This is a genomic window from Yinghuangia seranimata (assembly GCF_029953285.1).
GTDB lineage: Bacteria > Actinomycetota > Actinomycetes > Streptomycetales > Streptomycetaceae > Yinghuangia > Yinghuangia seranimata.
Genome location: NZ_JASAOI010000075.1, coordinates 1 through 18,162, shown reverse-complemented (window position 1 = coordinate 18,162; position 18,162 = coordinate 1). Strand labels below are relative to the sequence as shown.

17 protein-coding genes are annotated in these 18,162 nt (G+C 73.5%); 4 read left to right on the top strand and 13 right to left on the bottom strand.

All coding sequences use genetic code 11. The features are described 5' to 3' along the window. Positions 1-171 precede the first annotated feature (171 nt). Positions 172-1,659: a M1 family metallopeptidase gene (locus tag QI554_RS38635; RefSeq protein WP_281477290.1), complete on the top strand. Its 1,488-nt coding sequence runs from the start codon at positions 172-174 to the stop codon at positions 1,657-1,659. Here QI554_RS38635 and QI554_RS38630 read toward each other — a convergent pair. Together QI554_RS38630 and QI554_RS38625 are read right to left on the bottom strand one after the other, a co-directional pair. Then, a complete protein-coding gene (locus QI554_RS38630; RefSeq protein WP_281477289.1) occupies positions 1,656-2,234 on the bottom strand; it encodes a hypothetical protein in 579 nt (192 codons plus the stop codon). The genes QI554_RS38635 and QI554_RS38630 overlap by 4 nt on opposite strands. Positions 2,235-2,453: 219 nt before the next feature. After that, positions 2,454-3,038, bottom strand: coding sequence for a TIGR03086 family metal-binding protein (locus tag QI554_RS38625; protein ID WP_281477288.1), 585 nt, complete (start codon positions 3,036-3,038; stop codon positions 2,454-2,456). Between the two features lie 126 nt (positions 3,039-3,164). Between QI554_RS38625 and QI554_RS38620 the strand changes: the two genes are divergently transcribed. Further along, the gene (locus QI554_RS38620; protein WP_281477286.1) at positions 3,165-3,974 is read left to right on the top strand and encodes a helix-turn-helix domain-containing protein; all 810 of its coding nucleotides are present in this window, start codon (positions 3,165-3,167) and stop codon (positions 3,972-3,974) included. A gap of 3 nt (positions 3,975-3,977) precedes the next feature. Here the strand turns inward: QI554_RS38620 and QI554_RS38615 are convergent, their stop codons facing one another. The 11 genes from QI554_RS38615 to QI554_RS38565 form a co-directional block, all read right to left on the bottom strand. Further along, complete coding sequence (locus tag QI554_RS38615; protein WP_281477283.1) at positions 3,978-4,277, bottom strand: hypothetical protein; 300 nt, start codon at positions 4,275-4,277, stop codon at positions 3,978-3,980. A 102-nt stretch (positions 4,278-4,379) separates the two neighbouring features. Further along, positions 4,380-5,330 carry an LLM class flavin-dependent oxidoreductase gene (locus QI554_RS38610; protein WP_281477281.1) on the bottom strand — a complete coding sequence of 317 codons (951 nt, stop codon included), beginning with the start codon at positions 5,328-5,330 and terminating at the stop codon, positions 4,380-4,382. A 90-nt stretch (positions 5,331-5,420) separates the two neighbouring features. After that, positions 5,421-6,224 carry a GntR family transcriptional regulator gene (locus tag QI554_RS38605; protein WP_281477279.1) on the bottom strand — a complete coding sequence of 268 codons (804 nt, stop codon included), beginning with the start codon at positions 6,222-6,224 and terminating at the stop codon, positions 5,421-5,423. 142 nt (positions 6,225-6,366) lie between these two features. Then, positions 6,367-7,332 (bottom strand): ornithine cyclodeaminase family protein, encoded by a 966-nt coding sequence (locus QI554_RS38600; RefSeq protein WP_343230857.1) that lies wholly within the window; start codon positions 7,330-7,332, stop codon positions 6,367-6,369. Next, the gene (locus QI554_RS38595) at positions 7,329-8,363 is read right to left on the bottom strand and encodes a proline racemase family protein (RefSeq protein WP_281477293.1); all 1,035 of its coding nucleotides are present in this window, start codon (positions 8,361-8,363) and stop codon (positions 7,329-7,331) included. Before QI554_RS38595 ends, QI554_RS38600 begins: the two co-directional genes overlap by 4 nt. Positions 8,364-8,485: 122 nt before the next feature. After that, positions 8,486-9,907, bottom strand: coding sequence for an aldehyde dehydrogenase family protein (locus QI554_RS38590; RefSeq protein ID WP_281477278.1), 1,422 nt, complete (start codon positions 9,905-9,907; stop codon positions 8,486-8,488). Next, on the bottom strand, positions 9,904-10,905 hold the full coding sequence (locus QI554_RS38585) for a proline racemase family protein (protein ID WP_281477276.1): 1,002 nt from the start codon (positions 10,903-10,905) through the stop codon (positions 9,904-9,906). The genes QI554_RS38590 and QI554_RS38585 overlap by 4 nt, the downstream gene beginning before the upstream one ends. Positions 10,906-10,966: 61 nt before the next feature. Further along, positions 10,967-11,827 (bottom strand): dihydrodipicolinate synthase family protein, encoded by an 861-nt coding sequence (locus QI554_RS38580; RefSeq protein WP_281477292.1) that lies wholly within the window; start codon positions 11,825-11,827, stop codon positions 10,967-10,969. A 137-nt stretch (positions 11,828-11,964) separates the two neighbouring features. Continuing rightward, a complete protein-coding gene (locus QI554_RS38575; RefSeq protein ID WP_281477274.1) occupies positions 11,965-13,446 on the bottom strand; it encodes an NAD(P)/FAD-dependent oxidoreductase in 1,482 nt (493 codons plus the stop codon). Beyond that, a complete protein-coding gene (locus QI554_RS38570) occupies positions 13,433-13,726 on the bottom strand; it encodes a (2Fe-2S)-binding protein (protein ID WP_281477272.1) in 294 nt (97 codons plus the stop codon). Before QI554_RS38570 ends, QI554_RS38575 begins: the two co-directional genes overlap by 14 nt. Further along, a complete protein-coding gene (locus QI554_RS38565) occupies positions 13,723-14,916 on the bottom strand; it encodes an NAD(P)/FAD-dependent oxidoreductase (protein ID WP_281477270.1) in 1,194 nt (397 codons plus the stop codon). The genes QI554_RS38570 and QI554_RS38565 overlap by 4 nt, the downstream gene beginning before the upstream one ends. Before the next feature lie 291 nt (positions 14,917-15,207). On the opposite strand from QI554_RS38565, the gene QI554_RS38560 reads away from it, so the two are divergent. Further along, complete coding sequence (locus QI554_RS38560) at positions 15,208-16,239, top strand: ABC transporter permease (RefSeq protein WP_281477267.1); 1,032 nt, start codon at positions 15,208-15,210, stop codon at positions 16,237-16,239. A 78-nt stretch (positions 16,240-16,317) separates the two neighbouring features. Continuing rightward, on the top strand, positions 16,318-18,090 hold the full coding sequence (locus QI554_RS38555; RefSeq protein WP_281477265.1) for an ABC transporter substrate-binding protein: 1,773 nt from the start codon (positions 16,318-16,320) through the stop codon (positions 18,088-18,090). Positions 18,091-18,162 lie beyond the last annotated feature (72 nt).

The following is an 18,162-nucleotide window of genomic DNA, read 5'->3' as shown; positions in this document are numbered from 1 at the left end:
CCCGCCCCGGGGGGGGGCCCCGCCGGGCGCCCGGGCGGGCCGCCCCCCCCCCCCGCGGGCCCGCGCCACACCGCCGAACAGCCGTGCGGTGTACGGCGATCGAGTGGTCCTGTGGCGGAATCCCAGGATGGTGCTGGCGCGCGGACGGTGGCGCGGCGCAGGCTGGTCGTCATGCGCCTTCACCGAAATACCGCACGGCGCGCCGCCTCGACTCTGGCCGCATGCGCCGCATTGCTGCTCGTCGTCCCTTCCGCCTCCGCCGACACCGACGCGAACTCCGACAAGGGCACGCCGGGTTCGGCCGGACTCGGCGACCCGTTGTTCCCGCTGAGCGGCAACGGCGGGTACCGCGTCTCGCACACCCGCCTGGACCTGGACTGGCAGGCGCCCAAGACGGCGTTCCCCGCCGTCGCCACGATCGAGGCGGTGGCGACGCAGTCGCTGTCACGCTTCGACCTGGACTTCGCGGGCAACACGCTGGGCCGCGTGCTCGTCGACGGCAAGCCCGCGCAAGCGGTCCGCGACGGCGACGAGTTGGTGGTGACACCGGGTCATACACTGCGCAAGGGGCGGTCGTTCAAGGTACGGGTGGAGTACACCGCCGACCCGACGCTGATGCGGCACCGGGACGACGCCATCGAGGACTACGGCTGGATCCCGACGCCCGACGGCACCGTGGTGTACCCGCAGCCGAACGGCACGCAGCTGCTGTTCCCGTCCAACGACCATCCCAGTGTGCGCTTCCCCGTGACCGTCTCCGTCACCGCGCCGGACGACGTGCAGGCGGTCGCCGCGGGCAGGCTCACCGGGCGCGACCGCGCGGGGGCGGGCCGGACCCGGTGGACGTACGAGTCGCGCGACCCGGTCGCCGGCCAGCTCGTCCAGTTCGCGGTCGGCCACTACGAGGTGCTGACCTCGCGGGGCCCGGACGGCGTCACGATCCGCGACGCGGTGCCGCCCGACCTGGTCGCCCGGACCGCCGAGTTCCGGGCGCTGACCGCGGAGCACCTGCGCTGGCTGAGCGAACGCCTCGGCCCGTACCCGTTCTCGACGTACGGCCTGCTGGTCGCGCACACCGACCTCGGCGTCGCCCTCGAGTCGCAGACCCTGTCGCTCATCCCCGAGGGGGATCTGACCGGCGACCGGGTCAGTGCCGAGCGGAACATGGTCCACGAGCTGACCCACCAGTGGTTCGGCGACAGCGTCGCGCTCGCGCAGTGGTCGGACCTGTGGCTGAGCGAGGGCCACGCCCGCTACTACGAGCGGCTGTACTCCGAGTCGCACGGGGGCGACGGCTTCGAGGCGAAGATGAAGGACGCGTACCGCCAGCACGACCTGTGGCGCCGCGACTACGGGCCGCCCGCCGCGCCGACCGAGCCCAACCTGTTCAAGCGGATGCGCTACGACGGTTCGGCGCTGGTGCTGTACGCGCTGCGCGCCGAGGTCGGCGACACGGACTTCGGACGCATCGAGCGCGCCTGGGTCGCCCTCAACCGGGGGCGGGCCGCGAGCACGCTCGACTACATCCACCTCGCGTCGGCCGTCGCCGGCCGGGACCTCGGGCCGTTCCTGCACGCCTGGCTGTACGACGCCAAGACGCCGCCGATGCCGGGGCATCCGGACTGGGTGGTCGACCCGGTGCCGCCAGCGACCCCCTAGCGGGCCGCGGCCGTCCGGGCGGAGCGCCGCCGGTTCGGCTTGTGGATCGACAGGAAGACACACACCGCGAGCATCGTGAACTGTGCGGTGGCGGCGGCGATCTGCAGCCACTGCAGGGTGTAGAGGCCGGCGTGCTCGGTCCCCGGGACCGAGCGCGCCGACATCTCGCGGGTCAGCACGCCCATGGTGCCCGCGCCGATGGCGATGACGGCGACGGTCAGGACGATCTTGACCTTGATCCAGGTCTGCTGCCACAGCCCCCACGGGGTGCGCAGGCACAGGACCACCCCGGAGACCGCGCCGAGGACCGCGAGCGGGATGCCGGCCGAGTAGGCGACGTAGCGGATCAGCGTGTAGACCGCGTGCCGCAGGGTGTCGTCGCCGGTGTTCTTGGCGATCACGCCGAGCATGATCATGACGATCTCGACGCCGAGCAGGCCGACCGAGAACACCACGTGCCCGGAGTTGACCGCGCGGCGCACACCGCGCGGGAACCGCTTCGCGGGGCGGCCCGGCACCGGGGCGGCGGTATGCGGCGAGACCAGGTCAGCGGTAGTGCCGCGGATCGCGTTCACGATGCCTCCTCCAGGGCGCCGGTCTTTCCGACGCCTCCAGAGTCGCCGTCGCGGCCGCCCCGCCGCGTCCCGCGCCGGAAGGCATCACACGTGCTCTCGCCGCAGGTCGGGGCGCCTTTCGGAGGTACCACGCATGCTGCGCCGGGATCACGGCGGGCGGGCCGCGCTACTCCCTGGGGAGTACACGGCGTGCGGCCGAACCCGGCACGCCGGGCGCGGTCAGGCGGGGAGTGTCCACCGCGGGTCGCGGCCGGACAGGCCGAGCGCGCGGTCGAACGTGGAGGCGTCCGCCGGGACCTCGACCGGGTCGGCGAAACCCTTGTACTGGCGGTAGATCTCGCCGTGCTCCTCGACGACGGCCAGCACCGCCTTCGCGGTCTCCTCGGTGGGGCGGATCTCCTGGCCGGTCGCCTTCGCGACGTCCCAGCCGTGCACCACCAGCTCCTTGACGATCATTCCGGCGATCGCGCGGGCCGGCATCGAGGAGCCCTCGCCGAGCTCGATGTCGCCCTCCCACGCGGCCGGTTCGGCCCAGGCGCGGACGGCGCGGTCCAGTTGCCCGGCGTACGTGTCCGCCCAGTCGGGCTCGGCGGTGAAGTCGCGGGTCAGCCACTCCTGCGGCAGGGGCTCGCGCCGTGCGCGCTTCTCCAGACCGTACGCGGTGTAGAGCACCCAGTGGTTGACCAGCGTGCGGGTGTCGAAGTCGCCGCAGGGGGTGGGGCCGGCCAGCCGGTCGGCGGTGACGCCCTTGGCGATGCGGGCGGCTTCGGCGGCGGCGTCGACGAGCTGCGGGTGGAGGTCCATGCGCGTCTCCAGGCTTTGAGGGACTCGGGGGTAACTGGGGATGACCAGGGGTTTCGGGGGATGACGCCACGCTACGAACGCGGGTCCGGGCCGGTCTTGAACAAACGCGACAACTACTCTTGGGGCATGGCGAGCGAGCGGACGAACCCGGAGGATATGGGACGCGGGGTGCTGTATCCCGAGCTCATGGCCACCAAGATCACGCTGACCCGGCACACGCCCAGCCCGCCGGTCGCGACGTTCGTCGACTACTACTGGATCGTCGCGTGGGACCTGCGCGGGAAGGCCTCGCACGAGTCCAAGACGCTGTCGCATCCGAGCGTGCACCTGGTCTTCGAGGAGCCGCAGGCGACTGTGTACGGGATCGTGCGCGGCCCGTTCGTCCGGCGGATCAGCGGACTCGGGCACGTCCTCGGCGTCAAGTTCCACCCGGGCGGGTTCCGCCCGTTCTTCGGCCACCCGGTCGCGGAACTCGTCGACGCGGTCATCCCCGCGGTCGGGGTGTTCGACCCCGAAGCCGTCGTCAAGACCCAGGCCGCGGTGCTCGCCACCCGCGACGACGCCGAAATGGTGGCGGCCGCAGAGGCGTTCCTGCTCCCCCGGCTGCCGGACCCCGACCCGGTCGCGGCCGAGGTCGCCGAGATGGTCGCCCGGATCACCGGCGACCCCGCGCTCGTCCGCGTCGACGAGGTGGCCAAGCTGCTGGGCCTGTCGGTGCGGCGGCTGCAACGGCTGTTCGCCGAGTACGTCGGGGCGTCCCCGAAGTGGGTGCTGCGCCGGGCCCGGCTGCACGAAGCCGCCGAACGCGCCCAGCAGGGCGCCCGCATCGACTGGTCGGCCCTCGCCGCCGACCTCGGCTACTCCGACCAGGCGCACCTGACCCGGGACTTCACGGCCGCGGTGGGGGCGCCGCCCGCGGCCTACGCGAAGTCGTAGCGCTCAGCCGCCGACCTGGTGGTCGGCGTCCGTGTGCTCGTGCTCCGCGGCCGTGTCCCGCCACGCCGTGAGCGCGACGCCGAACTCCGCGTCGATGTACGCCCGCGCGGCCAGCACCTGCGACAGCGCCTCGGCCCGCACCGGGTCCTCCGGGTTCGCCTCGAGGGCGGACAGCGCCGCTTCCCCGCTCGTCCCCGACCGCCGGGACGGCCGGCCGACCAGCCCCCTCAGCTCCGCCCACGCCACGGCTCCGGCCTCGCCGTCGGCGATGGCCAGGAGCAGCGCCGCCGGTATCGGTTCCACCTCACACCCCCTGCTTCGGTTGGCCGCCGGGCACCACGCTACGACGGGAGGTGGGGGCGTGGAGGGCGGTTTCCGGCACCGGGGCGTACGGGGAGGGCGGCGTCAGGCTCCCGCGGCCAGGCGTCCCGCTTCGGCGATCAGCTCCAGTTGGTCGTCCCACCTGTCGTTGGAGACGCTGAACACGACGCGGTCGACGCCGATCTCGGCGTAGTGGGCGAGGAGTTCGGCGGCGACGCGGGGCGGCCCGAACACCATGACGTCGGACGCCTCGTCGGCCGGGACGCCGTACAGCTCGGCGATGGTCGCGCTGGCGCGGGCGCGTTCGTCGGCACCGCCCGTACCCTCGCCGAGGTGCACCGGCAGGGCGACGGTCACGCCCGGCGCGGGGCGGCCGGCGGCGTCGGCGAGTTCGCGCAGGCGGGTGACGCCCGCCTCGATGCGGGAGGGTGCCGTCACGGCGGGGAACCACGCGTCGCCGTAGCGGACGACCCGTTCGAAGACCGCCGCGTCGTCGCCGCCGATCAGCAGCGGCGGCGCGGGCACCGGGAACGTCAGCGCGAACTCGCCGGTGCCGGGCGGGTCGACGGGAACGGGCTTGCCGGCGACGAGGTCGGCGAAGCGCTCAAGGAACGCGTCGGTGGCGCGCTCGCGGTCGGCGTAGTCCGCACCGACCGCGTGCCACGCCGCCTGGTCGCGCAGCCCGCCGCGCCACCGCTCGAACGGCCCGTCGCCCGGCGTGACGCCGTACAGCACGCGGCCGCCGGACAGGTACTGCGTCGTGGCGAGATCCTGCGCAAGCCACGGCAGCGGGTGCAGCGCGGGCACCTTGACGGCGTACCCCAGCCCGATGCGTTCGGTGACGGCGGCCGCCGCCGCGAGCACCGACCCGGCCGCGAGGGTCGGATAGCGTCCGAGCAACAGGTCGCCCTGCCAGGCCGATTCGAGTCCGACCCGCTCGATCCGGCGGGCCGCGTCGGCGATCTCGCGCACCGAGCCGCCGCTCGCTCCGGGGACGGGCATGGGGAGGAACATCCCGAGCTGAGGTGAAGTCATGATCACGACAGTAGGGGGAGGTTCGGCGGCCGGGCTGTCCGAAAAGCGCGGTTCTGCCCAGCCGCCCGAGGGCCCGAGGGCGTGGTCCGGCTACGCCGGAGCCGTGTCGCCCTCGCCGCCGGTCTCGCGTTCCGCCTGGTGGTCGGCCCACAGCGAGCGGATGTGGCCCAGGTGCCCGCTCATCGCCCGTTCCACGCCGGCCTCGTCGCGGGCGATCACCAGGTCGAGGATCTCCTCGTGCTCGCGCGCCGACGCGATCAGCGCGCCGCGGGCGGCGAGGCCGTTGAGGCCGTACAGCCGGGAGCGCTTGCGCAGGTCGCCGACGACCTCGACGAGCCGCTGGTTGCCGCCGAGGCTGAGCAGGCCGAGGTGGAACTGCCGGTCGGCCTCGAGGTAGCCGATCAGGTCGCGGGCCTCGGCGGCGCGGACGATCGCCGCGGCGACGGGGCGCAGCGCCTCGAGCGCGTCCTGGTCGGCGGTGCGGGCGATCCGCACGGCCATCGGCACCTCGATGAGGGAGCGGATCTCGGTGTACTCGTCGAGGTCGCGCGGCGAGAGCGCGGTGACGCGGAAGCCCTTGTTGCGGACGACCTCGATGAGGCCCTCCTTGGCCAGGTCGAGCATCGCCTCGCGGACGGGCGTGGCCGAGACCCGGAACTGCGCGGCCAGCGTCGGCGCGGAGTAGATGACGTCCGGGCGCAGCTCGCCGGCGATGAGGGCGGCGCGCAGCGCGTGCGTGACCTGGTCGCGCAGGCTGCGGTGCTCCTGGACGGACGGCAGGTTCAGCGGGCCGCCGGCCGACGCGGGCGCGAAGGTGCCTGCGGGCTCGGCCGGCACTCCGGGGATGTAGCCCAGGGCGGGCCCCCGGGTGGCGGCGCCGGCGTCCGTGGTCATGCGCTGTTCCTCCATTCGGGCAGGTTACTGCCCCGTGCGGGGATCGCGGGTGTTCCCGCACACGGTCCGGTCGGGGCGCACGGCGGTTCGTGTCCGCCGCGGGCCCGGAACGCACCCCAGGGAAAAATGTACAATGTCACACCTATACTGACAAAGCCTCAGAGATACGCCGGTGCGCGGCGCCCGCGACCACGAGGTCCTCCCAGCCCATCCCGACGCTCTTGAACACCCTCGGCCCGGGGCCCGGCGCGGCGAGCCGGCCGGTGACCAGGTCGGCCAGCGGCGCCAACGCGGTCGCCTCGAGCACGCCCTCGCCGAGCGGGACAAGGATGTCCCCCGGCTCGCGCAGCGCGGCGGCGCGGCTCTCCACGACCAGCGCCCCGGTCTTCGCGGCGCGCGCCACCAGCGCGCTGTCGAGTTCGCGCGCGTCCGGCTCGTGCGAGCCGACCGCGACGACCACCGCGCCGTCGCGCACCAGCGCGCCGTCGAACAGCGGCTCGCGCGCCGACGTGCAGCACAGCACGACGTCCGCCGAGGCGACCGCATCGGCCGTACCGGCCTCCGCCGCGACGCCCTCGGCCTCGCACCGCGCAACGACCTCGGCGGCCGGGCGCGGGCTGCGTCCGACGACCGTGACGTGACCGAACGCTCGCACGGTCGCCAGGGCCTCGATGTGCCCCCACGCCTGCGGCCCGGCGCCGAACACCACGACGCGCAGCGGCTCTTCGCCCGACGGCAGCAGATGCCGCACCGCGAGCGCCGACACGGCCGGCGTGCGCAGCGAGGTGAGCGCCGTGCCGTCCAGCAGCGCCACCGGCAGCAGCGTCGCGGCGTCGAGCAGCACGTAGACGGCGCCGATGCGCGGCAGGCCGCGCGCCGGGTTGCCGGGTGCGACGGAGGCGATCTTGACCCCCGCGTACCCGGCGCCCTCGGACGGCATCAGCAGCAGCTGGCCCGACGTCAGGTCCGTGATGGTGCGCGCCGGTTCGGCCTCCGGGTCGAGTCCGCCGTGCAGCGCCTCGGCGAGCGCCCGCACCGCGTCGGCGGGCGGTACGAGCGCGACCAGGTCGTCGGCTCCGATGCGGGGCACCGCGTCCAGCGCCGTCACCGGAGCACGAACCCGGTGCCGAGCCCGTCGTGCGGGTCGAGCACGAAGCGGTGTTCCCCGGTGCGGTACGCGTCGCCCTCGACCTCGGTGAGCACCGCGCCCGCCGCGTCGACGCCGACCACACGGCCGATGAACTCGCTGCCCACGATGGACGTGTGTCGCAGCACGACCGAGCCGTCGGTGGGGATGCGGCCGTCGGCGTGCAGCAGCGCGAGCCGCGCCGACGTGCCGGATCCGCACGGCGAGCGGTCCACCTGGCCGTCCGCGAAGACGGTCACGCTGCGCTGGTGCACCGCCTCGGGGCCGGACTCCCCCACCGGTGACGGTAGTTCGTCGTGGAAGATCACGCCGTACACGCCGGACAGCCGCGGGTCCTCGGGGTGCCGGACCGACGGGTCGCCCGCGAGCGCGGCCTTGATCTCGCGCCCGGCCCGGATGAGGTCGGCGTACCGCTCCGGAACGACGGACAGCCCGAGCGCGGCGGCGGACAGCGACGCGTAGCAGGCTCCCGAGTGCGCGACGTCGACCGCGGCGGTGCCGAACGACGTCTCGACGTTTATGCCGCGCGCCGCCACGGCGCTGGGCACGTTGCGGAACACGGCGCCGACGGTGCGGCCGCCGACGCGCCGGACCCGCGCGGTGACGCGCCCGGACGGCACGTCGATGCGTACCGCGGCCTCGCCGTCGTCGGGCGCGGGCACGATGCCGGCGTCCACGGCCCACACACCGAGCGCGATGGTGCCGTGGCCGCACGCCGTCGAGTAGCCGTCCTTGTGCCAGAACAGCACGCCGAGGTGGGCGCCTTCGTCGTCGGGCGGCACGACGAACCCGCCGTACATGTCAGCGTGTCCGCGCGGTTCGTGGCACAGCATGCGCCGCACGGTGTCCACCGGTGTGTCGCGCGGCTCGCCCGCGGTGGTGCCGGGGCGCAGCAGGATCGCGCGGCGTTCGGCGACCGTCTCGCCGGGCAGCACGCCCGGCAGTCCGGCCGCGACGATCCGGAACGGCTCGCCCGCGGTGTGGTAGTCGATCGCGTGGACCGTGAACGGCTCACGCGGCTCCCCGAATTCGTCCGCGCGCGGCGCGACGGCCGGGACGGGCGACGCGGCCGGTGCCGCACCGCGCAGCGTGCCCACGAGTCCTCCCCCGCCCATCAGCGTGCCCATCCGCTCGGCAGCAGGGAGACCGTGCAGTCGTGGCTGTAGAAGTCCAGTGCCGCCTTGCCCTGTTCGCGCGGGCCGCGGCTGGACTCCTTCTCGCCGCCGAACGGCATGTGGAAGTCGACGCCGGTGCTCGGCGCGTTGACCTTCACCAGGCCGGTGTCGACGCGGTCGACGACCTCCAGCGCGGCGTCCAGGTCGCGGGTGTGCACGGAGGTGACCAGCCCGTGCCGCACCGACGAGGCGAGCGCCACAGCGGCGTCCAGGTCGGGCACCGAGAACAGCACGGCGATCGGCCCGAACACCTCCTCGCGCGCGAGCCAGTGGTCCTCGGGAACCCCTTCGAGCAGCTGCGGAGCGACGAACCAGCCCGTGCCGGACGGCTCCTGACCGCCCGCCAGCAGCGTGCCGCCGGCCTCGACGGCGGACGCCGAGGCGGCCAGCACCGCGTCGCGCGCCCGCTCCCCGATGACCGGTCCGACGACGGTGGCCCCGTCACCGGGGTCGCCCAGCGCGAGCGCGGCGGTGGCCTCGACCAGCGCGTCGCGCAGGGGCGCGGGGTCGCCGACGACGATGACCCGCTTGGTGGCGGTGCACTTCTGGCCCGCGAACCCGAAGGCGGCGGCCGCGAGTTGCGCGGCGGTGGCCTTCGGGTCCGCGTCCGGCAGGACGATGGCGGCGTTGTGGCCGCCCATCTCGGCCTGCACCGGGATTCCGCGCGCGGTCGCCGCGCGGACCACCTCCGTGCCGATCGCGGTCGATCCGGTGAAGGAGACCACGTCGGCGGCTTCGACCACCGCGGACCCGGTCGCGGCGCCCCCGGGCAGCACCGTGAACAGGCCGGGCGGCAGAACGTCGTCGAGCAGCGCGGCGAGCCGCAGCGCGCACGCGGCGGCGTCGGGGGACGGCTTCAGCAGCACCGCGTTCCCGGCCGCGAGCGCGGGCGCCGCCTTCCACACCGGGATGGCCAGCGGGAAGTTCCACGGCGTGATGAGCCCCGCGACCCCGTGCGGGCGCCGCCGGGTCAGCAACAGGCCCGCTCCTGCGGCGGGTTCGTGCACCGCCCCGACCGGGTCGAAGGCCTGCTGCGCGTAGTAGCGCAGGATCGCGACGGTGCGGGCGACCTCGCCGCGCGCCTCGGCGACCGGCTTGCCGACCTCGCGGACGACGAGCGCGGCCAGGTCGTCGGCGGCGTCCTCGACGCGCTGGGCGGCGCCGTGCAGCGCGGCGGCGCGGGCCGCCGCCCCCAGGCCGACCCAGGCGCGGTGCGCGCCGCGCGCCCGGGCGGCGGCGCCGGCCACCTCGTCGGGGGTGGCGGAACGGATCGTGGCGACGACGTCGTCGGGCGCCGCCGGGTTGCGGCTGACCAGCGTCTCGTCGGCGGACTGCGCGCGGGTGGTGTCGGTGGTGGTCACAGCTGGAACCCCTCGGGGAACGGGTCGGACGGGTCGAGCAGGTACTGCGCGGTCGCGGTCACCCAGGCGCGCCCGGTGACGGTCGGCACGACGGCGGGCAGGCCGCCGACGGTGGTCTCCTCCACGAGTCGGCCGATGAACCGCGTGCCGATGAAGGACTCGTTGACGAAGTCCTGCCCCAGCGGCAGTTCGCCGAGCGCGTGCAGCTGCGCCATACGGGCGCTGGTACCTGTGCCGCACGGTGATCGGTCGAACCAGCCGGGGTGGATGGCCATCGCGTGCCGGGACCGCTTGGCGTCGGAGCCGGGCGCCGCGAGGTAGACGTGGTGCACGCCGTTGAACTGCGGCTCCTCCGGGTGGACCGGCCGGTCGTGCTCGTTGATCGCGTCCATCAGGGCCAGCGCGGACTTGATGATGTCGTCCTTCGCGGCCCGGTCGAACGGCAGACCGAGCCGCTCGATCGGCAGGATCGCGTAGAAGTTGCCGCCGTACGCCAGGTCGTAGGCCACCGTGCCGATGCCCGGCACGTCCACCTTGAGGTCGTGGCCGACACTGAACGAGGCGACGTTGCGGATGGTGACCGAGCGCGCCGCGCCGTCCTCGACGGCGACCTCGGCGACCACGAGCCCCGCCGGGGTGTCCAGGCGAATCGTGGTGACGGGCTCGACCACCGGCACCATGCCGGTCTCGACCAGCACGGTGGCGACGCCGATGGTGCCGTGGCCGCACATCGGCAGACAGCCGGACACCTCGATGAACAGCACGCCGTAGTCGGCGTCCGGGCGGGTGGGCGGCTGCAGGATCGCGCCGCTCATCGCGCTGTGGCCGCGCGGCTCGTACATCAGGAGGGTGCGCAGGTGGTCCATGTGCGCCATGAAGTGCGCGCGGCGTTCGGCCATGGTGGCGCCGGGGATGACGCCGATCCCGCCGGTGACCACGCGGGTGGGCATGCCCTCGGTGTGCGAGTCGACGGCGTGGAAGACGTGACGGCTGCGCATGCTGTGCCCCTGTTCTGATCGTTCGGAGCGGACGGTGACGGTTGGCTCGGGTGGCGCCGGCTCAGCGCAGGCCGAGGGCGAGCGCCGCCTCGGTCGCGGCGCGCACGGACGCCTCGGACTCCTGCGCGAGCGGCCCGCGCGGCGGGCGGGTCGGACCGCCGCGGCGCCCGGCCATGTCCATCGACAGCTTGATGGCCTGCACGAACTCGGTGCGCGAGTCCCAGCGCAGCAGCGGGTGCAGCTGGCGGTACAACTCCTTCGCGCGGTTGAGGTCGCCGCCGACCGCGGCGCGGTACAGCTCGACCGACGCGACCGGCAGCGCGTTCGGGTAACCGGCGATCCAGCCGACCGCCCCCGCGACGGCCAGTTCCAGGAGGACGTCGTCGGCGCCGATCAACAGGTCCAGCTCGGGCGCCAGTTCGGCGATCCGGTAGGCGCGGCGCACATCGCCGGTGAACTCCTTGACCGCGACGATCAGGCCCTCGGCGTGCAGCTTGGCGAGCGTCTCGGGGGTCAGGTCGACCTTCGTGTCGATCGGGTTGTTGTACGCGACGACCGGCAGTCCGACGCCCGCCACCTCGGCGTAGTGCGCCTGCACGGCGGCCTCGTCGGCGCGGTACGCGTTCGGGGGCAGCAGCATGACGGCGGCGGCGCCGGCTTCGGCGGCCTGCTCCGCCCACCGGCGGGCCTCGGCCGAGCCGTACGCCGCGACGCCCGGCATGACCCGGTCGCCGCCGACCGCCTGCACGGCGGTCTCGACGACGCGGGCGCGCTCCTCGGCGGTGAGCGTCTGGTACTCGCCGAGCGAGCCGTTGGGGACCACGCCGTCGCAGCCGGAGTCCACGAGCCAGCGCACGTGCTCGGCGTAGGCGTCGTAGTCGACGCTCAGGTCGGCGCGCAGCGGCAGCGCGGTGGCGACCATGACGCCGCGCCAGGGCTGCGTGCGGGTTGACGGGTGGGCAGTGTTCACGGGAGACCCCTTGAATGAGATGTGACATGGTACAAAGCGGTGGCCGGGACGGCCCCCGGGCACCGGCGCCGGCGCCCGGGCGAAGCCCTCTACCCGGGCGGATCCCCCGCCTGCTCCGCGAGCACACCGAGCGGCACCGGGCACGCGAGCGGACGGGACGGCGGGACCGCCTTCGCCCGACCGGCGGTCAGCTCCGAGACGATGCACTGCACCGCCGTCCCGCACATGCGGCCCTGGCACCAGCCCATGCCCGCGCGGGTCAGCAGTTTCACCGACCGCGGATCCGTCGCGCCGAGGTCCGTGACGGCGTCCCGGATGCCGGCGTAAGGGACCTCCTCGCACCGGCAGACGTCGGTGTCGTCGCGGAGCTGCTCGGCGAAGCGCGGTACCTGATGGACGCCCTGCAACGCCGACGCGAACGCCCGCAACCGGGCCCGCTGCCTGACGGGCCTGGCCGGCACGTTCCGCGGCAAGCCGGGACGCAGCCGCGCCACCACCGACCAGGCCGCCAACTCGCCCTCGGCAAGAGCCAGTTGAGCACCACCGACACCGGTGGTCTCACCGGCGGCCCAGACGCCCTCGACGCCGGTCCACTGCCCGTCGTCGACCTCGAGCGCCCATCCCCCGTCAGGCTCGCGCCCTGCGGGACACCCGAGTTCGAGGGCGAGGTCGAGCTGAGCGTCGAGCCCGTACCCGACCGCGAGCGTGTCGCACGCAACAGTGCGCTCCGGCCCGACGACCCGGCCGGACCGGTCCACCTTCGCCACGGTGACGGCCTCGACCCGGCGCGTGCCGAGCGCCGCGACGACGACGTGACGGGTCCGCACCGGAACCCCGTACCGCAGCAACGTACCGGCGTAGCCCGCCCCTTCGACGAGCTTGCCGGGATTGCGCAACAGCGCCGGAAGGTGGCGCGCATAGCGCAACGGATCGGCGGCCTCGACCACAGCGGGAACCGCCGCCCCGGCCTGCACGAGACTGGCCGCGACACTGAGCAGCAAGGGCCCGGTCCCGGCGACGACGACCCGCTGCCCGGGAACGACGAGCGAGTCCTTGAGCTGAGCCTGCGCCCCACCCGCGGTGACAACACCCGGCAAGGTCCATCCGGGGAACGGCAGTTGCCGCTCATAGGCCCCGGTGGCGAGAAGGAGCGCGCGGCCACGCACGGCGACACTGCGGGCGGCCTCGACGCCGACGAGAGCATGCGCGACGAAGAGTGTGGCGCGGTCGCCCGACGCGGCGAAACCGCCGTCGGAGCCGCCCGGTTCGGCATCAGGTACCCGTTCCACGGCCCAGACCTGGTGGTTCGTCAGGTGGCGTACCGAGCCCGACGCCACATGGGCGGCCAGGCGGCGCATCCAGCCCTCGTACGTGCGCCAGCCGTGGTGGAGGGCCTTCGGGCGTGAGGCGTTCAGCGCGGGGGCGGGTTGGCGGTAGAACTGGCCGCCTGCGCTGTGGCCCGCGTCGATCAGGGCGACGGTCAGGCCGGCGTCGGCGGCTGTAGTGGCCGCGGCGAAGCCGGCCGGGCCCGCGCCGATGACCAGCAGGTCGTACGCGTCAGTCGTCGTCACGGGTGCTCACCACATCTCCGGGTTCGGGCCGCACGAGGCATGCCCGCAGGTCGCGGACGCCGTTGACGGTGATCAGGCAGTCGAAGCACGAGCCGATGCCGCAGAACGCGCCGCGCGGGCGACCGCCGACGCGGGTCGTGCGCCAGGCGGTCGTCCCGTCGGCCCAGAGCACGGCGGCGAGGGTCTGGCCCGGCAGGGCGTCGACCTCGCGTCCGTCGACGCGGACGGTGAACGCGGGTCCGGGGCGGGCGCCGGCGAGGTCGCGGGGGGTGCGGGTCATCGTCCGGCGCCTTCCGTCGCGTCGTCGAACCGGTCGGGCCGGAACGGCGTGAGGTCCTGGGCGGGTTCGGCGCCCGTCAGGGTCTGGGCGACCAGGAGCCCGGTGGCGGGCGCGAGGCCGATGCCCGCGCCTTCGTGCCCGCACGCGTGGAACAGTCCGGGGCGCCGCGGGTCCGGCCCGATGGCCGGCAGGTGGTCCGGCAGGTAGGGGCGGAACCCGCGGTAGGCGCGCATCGCCGGGACGGTCGCGAGTCGGGGGAACAGCGCTACGGCCTGTGCGGCGAGCCGCCGGACCACCGGAACGGACAACGTCCGGTCGAAGCCGACCCGTTCGCGGCTGGCCCCGATCAACACCGGTCCGGCGGGCGTGCCTTCGACGACGGCGGAGCTCTGGAGGTCGGCGGAGTCGCTGGCGACGTCGGCCACGTAGTCGGCGGCGTAGACCTTGTGCCGGATGACCGGCGGCAGCGGCGCGGTGACCAGTACGAAGCCGCGTCGCGGCAGCACCGGCAGGTGCACACCGCCCAGTTCGGCGACCGCGCCGCCCCAGGTTCCGGCGGCGTTGACCACGGCGAACGCCTTGATGCGCCCCCGGTCGGTGCGCACCCCGGTCACCCGTCCCGCGGCGTCGGTGTCGATCCCGACGACCGTTTCGCCGAGCCTGACCTCGGCGCCGGTGAGCCGGGCGAGGCGCAGCAGGTGGGCGGCCGCGAGCGCGGGCTGCACCTGGGCGTCCTGCGGGTAGTGCACGCCCCCGGCCAGGTCCTTGGCGAGGTGCGGTTCGAGGTCGGTGAGTTCGTCGGCGGACACGACGCGGTTGCGCACCCCGGCCGCGGTCTGGGCCGCGGCGAAGTCGGCGAGTGCGGTGAGCCGCCGCTCGTCGGACGCGACGACCAGCCCGCCCTTGGCCTCGTACTCGACGACGCCGCCGAGCCGGTCGCCGGCACCGAAGCCCTCGGCGGCCAGGTCCTCCCACAGCGCGGCGGACAGCAGCGCGAGGTCGAGCTCGGGCCCGGGCTCCTTGTCGGAGACGAGCAGGTTGCCCTCGCCGGCGCCGGTGGTGCCGCCGGCGACGGGGCCGCGGTCGACGACGGCGACGGTCAGTCCGGCGCGGGCGGCGTAGAGCGCGCAGGCCGCGCCGATCATTCCGGCACCCACGACGACGACGTCGCAGAGGTGGGAATCGGTCACGTCAGTACAATGTCACATGGCTCCAGTGTTGACCAGACCCTTCACCCAGGAAGGCGAACGCGGGGAAAACCGCAGGTCACAGGTAAAGGGATTGCAAATAAAATGTCGCACCTTAAATGTGACACTGCTTAGACCTTGACCCTGCCGCCTCGGATTGGCCACAGTCCTCCCACCATCGACACACCGGCGACACACCATCGACACACCCGGCGACGCACCCGGCGGCACACCGCCCGCCGCGTCCGAACCCCGTGTCGACTCGACCGATCCCACGACTGGGGGCCCGCCACGATGAGCCCGTCCTCGACGGCCGCCCTGGCGCCATCCGCATCCGCGTCCGACCCGGACGACGGCGCGCCGCAGACCGCCCGAAAGCCCGGCCCACCCGCCGGACTCACCCCGACCCGCCTCGCCTGGCGGCGGTTCCGCCGCGACAAGGTCGGCGTGACGGCGGGCGCGGTGGTGCTGCTGTTCTTCGTCGCCGGCCTCGGCGCACCGCTGTTCGCCAAGCTGTACGGCAACGACCCGTACACCACCTACGGGCAGAACCAGCCCGACCTGCTCAACGACTACGGCTTCCCGGTCGCCCCGAACGGTGGCATCTCCGGCGACTTCTGGCTCGGCCTGGAGCCGGGCCTCGGCCGCGACGTGCTGACCCAACTGCTGTACGGGATCAGGACCTCGCTGCTGATCTCGCTCACGGTGGTGGTGATCGTGACGGTCATCGGCGTCGTCGTCGGCGTCACGGCCGGCTACCTCGGCGGCCGCACCGACTACCTCGTCGGCCGGCTGATCGACGTGATGCTGTCGTTCCCCTCCACGCTGTTCTTCATCGCGTTCACGCCGGTCATCACGTCCCGGCTGACCTCCCCCGGCGAGCAGATGTCGACCTTGCTGCGCGCCACGATCCTCATCACGGTGCTCGCGACCTTCGGGTGGGCGAGCGTCGCACGGCTGCTGCGCGGGCAGGTGCTCTCGCTCCGCACACGGGAGTTCGTCGAGGCCGCACGGGCGGGCGGCGCGTCGCCGGCCCGCATCATCTTCCGCGAGCTGCTGCCCAACCTGTGGACGCCCATCCTCGTCAGCGCGTCCCTCGCGGTACCGACGTACGTCACGACCGAGGCGGCGCTGTCCTACCTCGGCGTCGGCATGGTCGAGCCGACACCCGACTGGGGCCGGATGCTGCTCAAGGGGGCCGAGGTCTACCAGACCGACCTCACCTACATGTTCGTCCCCGGCATCTCGATGCTGATCTTCGTCATCGCGTTCAACCTGCTCGGCGACTCGATCCGCGACGCGCTGGACCCCAAGACCGACCGCTGAACCACCGCACCACGCCAGGCCGGGAGCCCCTCGGCCCGGTCAGGCACGCCCTCCACCCGCACCGAACAGGAATAGACCATGAGAATTCGCCCTCACCAGCGCGTCGTCGTGCTGGGCGCGGTCCTCGCCCTCGGGGCCGCCGCCTGTAGCAGCGGCAGCGACACCAAGAACACCGACGGTTCGAAGCCGGGCGGCGCCAGCGCGAAGCCGAGCGCGTCGACCGCGGCCGTCTCGGTGGGCACCGCCGCCGACTCGACCGGGCCGGCCAAGGCGATCCCCGAGGCGAAGAACGGCGGCACCGCGCTGGTGCTGGAGCGCGCCGACTTCAACCACCTCGACCCCGCGCGCGTCTACGTGTCGCACGAGCAGACCGTGATGCTGCTGCTCAGCCGCCAGCTGACGACGTTCAAGGCGGAGGGCGACCGCACGATCCTGGTCGGCGACCTGGCCACCGACACCGGCTCGACCCCGGACGGCGGCAAGACCTGGAAGTTCACGCTCAAGGACAACCTCAAGTACGAGGACGGCTCGACCATCAAGGCGGCCGACGTCAAGTACGGCGTGGAGCGCTCCTTCGCCAAGGAGATCACCGGCGGCCCGACCTGGATCCAGGAGTGGCTGACCGGCAAGAGCGCCGACTTCCGCACCGTCTACGACGGCCCCTACGGCGGCAAGAGCTACGACGCCATCGAGGCCCCGGACGACAAGACGGTGGTCTTCCACCTCGCCGCGCCGCGCGCCGACTTCCCGTTCGCGGTCGCGATGCAGACCTCCAGCCCGGTGCCCAAGGACAAGGACACCAAGCTGGAGTTCGACAAGCACCCGTTCTCGTCCGGCCCGTACAAGATCGCCTCGCGCGACGTCGACAAGGGCATGGTGCTGACCCGCAACGAGAACTGGAAGCCGGAGACGGACGCGGTCCGCCACGCCTACCCGGACCAGTGGAAGTTCGAGTTCGGCGCGCAGAACCAGCAGATCAACGAGCGCCTGATGGCCGCGAACGGCGAGGACAAGAACGCCATGACGTTCCGCACCGCCGTCGGCCGCGAGGTCGCGCAGAAGGTGCTGGAGACGCCCGACCTCAAGGCCCGTACCGCGGACGCCTTCACGCCGTTCGCCGAGTACTTCGAGATGAACAACAAGCGGGTGACCGACCCGAAGATCCGCCAGGCGGTCGTCGCGGCGTTCCCGAAGCAGCAGGTTCGCCAGATCCTCGGCGGCCCGGCGTACGGCGAACTGTCCACGACGCTGATGTCGCCGACGGTGCTCGGCTTCGAGAAGTACGACTCCGCGGGCGTGCCGCCGACCGGTGACCCGGAGAAGGCCAAGCAGATCCTCGCGACCTCGAGCAACCCCACCCCGACGATCGCGTTCGCGTTCCCGCAGACCCCGATGTGGGAGCAGGTCTCCGTGGCGATCAACGAGGGCCTGACCAAGGCCGGCTTCAAGGTGGTCGCCAAGCCGATCAACGACAAGAGCTACTACACCGAGATCGGCCGCACCGCGAACGAGTACGACCTGTACTGGTCCGGCTGGGGCGCCGACTGGCCGTCGGGCATCACCGTCCTCCCGGCCAAGTTCGACGGCCGCAAGATCCAGGACGACGGCACGGTGTACTCGCTGTACAACAACCCGGCGGTCAGCGCCGAGATGGACCGGATCTCGAACCTGAGCGACGTCACCGCGGCGGGCAAGGAATGGGCCGCGCTGGACAAGAAGATCATGACCGAGGACGCCCCGGTGGTGCCCTTCGTCTACCGGCGCCAGCTCACCCTGTACGGCCCCGGTCTGGGCGGCGTCCGCGTCGGCTTCATCGGTTCGACGTACCCGACCGACGTCTGGGTCAAGTAGCAGCCGCGGGCGCCCCCGGGGCCCCCCCCCGGGCGGGGGGGCGCGGCCCGCGGGGGGGGGGCGGCCCCCCGC

What these genes read in the sequence shown, in the direction of transcription:
- QI554_RS38635 (WP_281477290.1), top strand. Translation starts at nt 172, where the DNA reads ATGCGCCTTCACCGAAATACCGCACGGCGCGCCGCCTCGACTCTGGCC.
- QI554_RS38625 (WP_281477288.1), bottom strand. Translation starts at nt 3,038, where the DNA reads ATGGACCTCCACCCGCAGCTCGTCGACGCCGCCGCCGAAGCCGCCCGC.
- QI554_RS38620 (WP_281477286.1), top strand. Translation starts at nt 3,165, where the DNA reads ATGGCGAGCGAGCGGACGAACCCGGAGGATATGGGACGCGGGGTGCTG.
- QI554_RS38610 (WP_281477281.1), bottom strand. Translation starts at nt 5,330, where the DNA reads ATGACTTCACCTCAGCTCGGGATGTTCCTCCCCATGCCCGTCCCCGGA.
- QI554_RS38605 (WP_281477279.1), bottom strand. Translation starts at nt 6,224, where the DNA reads ATGACCACGGACGCCGGCGCCGCCACCCGGGGGCCCGCCCTGGGCTAC.
- QI554_RS38585 (WP_281477276.1), bottom strand. Translation starts at nt 10,905, where the DNA reads ATGCGCAGCCGTCACGTCTTCCACGCCGTCGACTCGCACACCGAGGGC.
- QI554_RS38580 (WP_281477292.1), bottom strand. Translation starts at nt 11,827, where the DNA reads ATGGTCGCCACCGCGCTGCCGCTGCGCGCCGACCTGAGCGTCGACTAC.
- QI554_RS38570 (WP_281477272.1), bottom strand. Translation starts at nt 13,726, where the DNA reads ATGACCCGCACCCCCCGCGACCTCGCCGGCGCCCGCCCCGGACCCGCG.
- QI554_RS38560 (WP_281477267.1), top strand. Translation starts at nt 15,208, where the DNA reads ATGAGCCCGTCCTCGACGGCCGCCCTGGCGCCATCCGCATCCGCGTCC.
- QI554_RS38555 (WP_281477265.1), top strand. Translation starts at nt 16,318, where the DNA reads ATGAGAATTCGCCCTCACCAGCGCGTCGTCGTGCTGGGCGCGGTCCTC.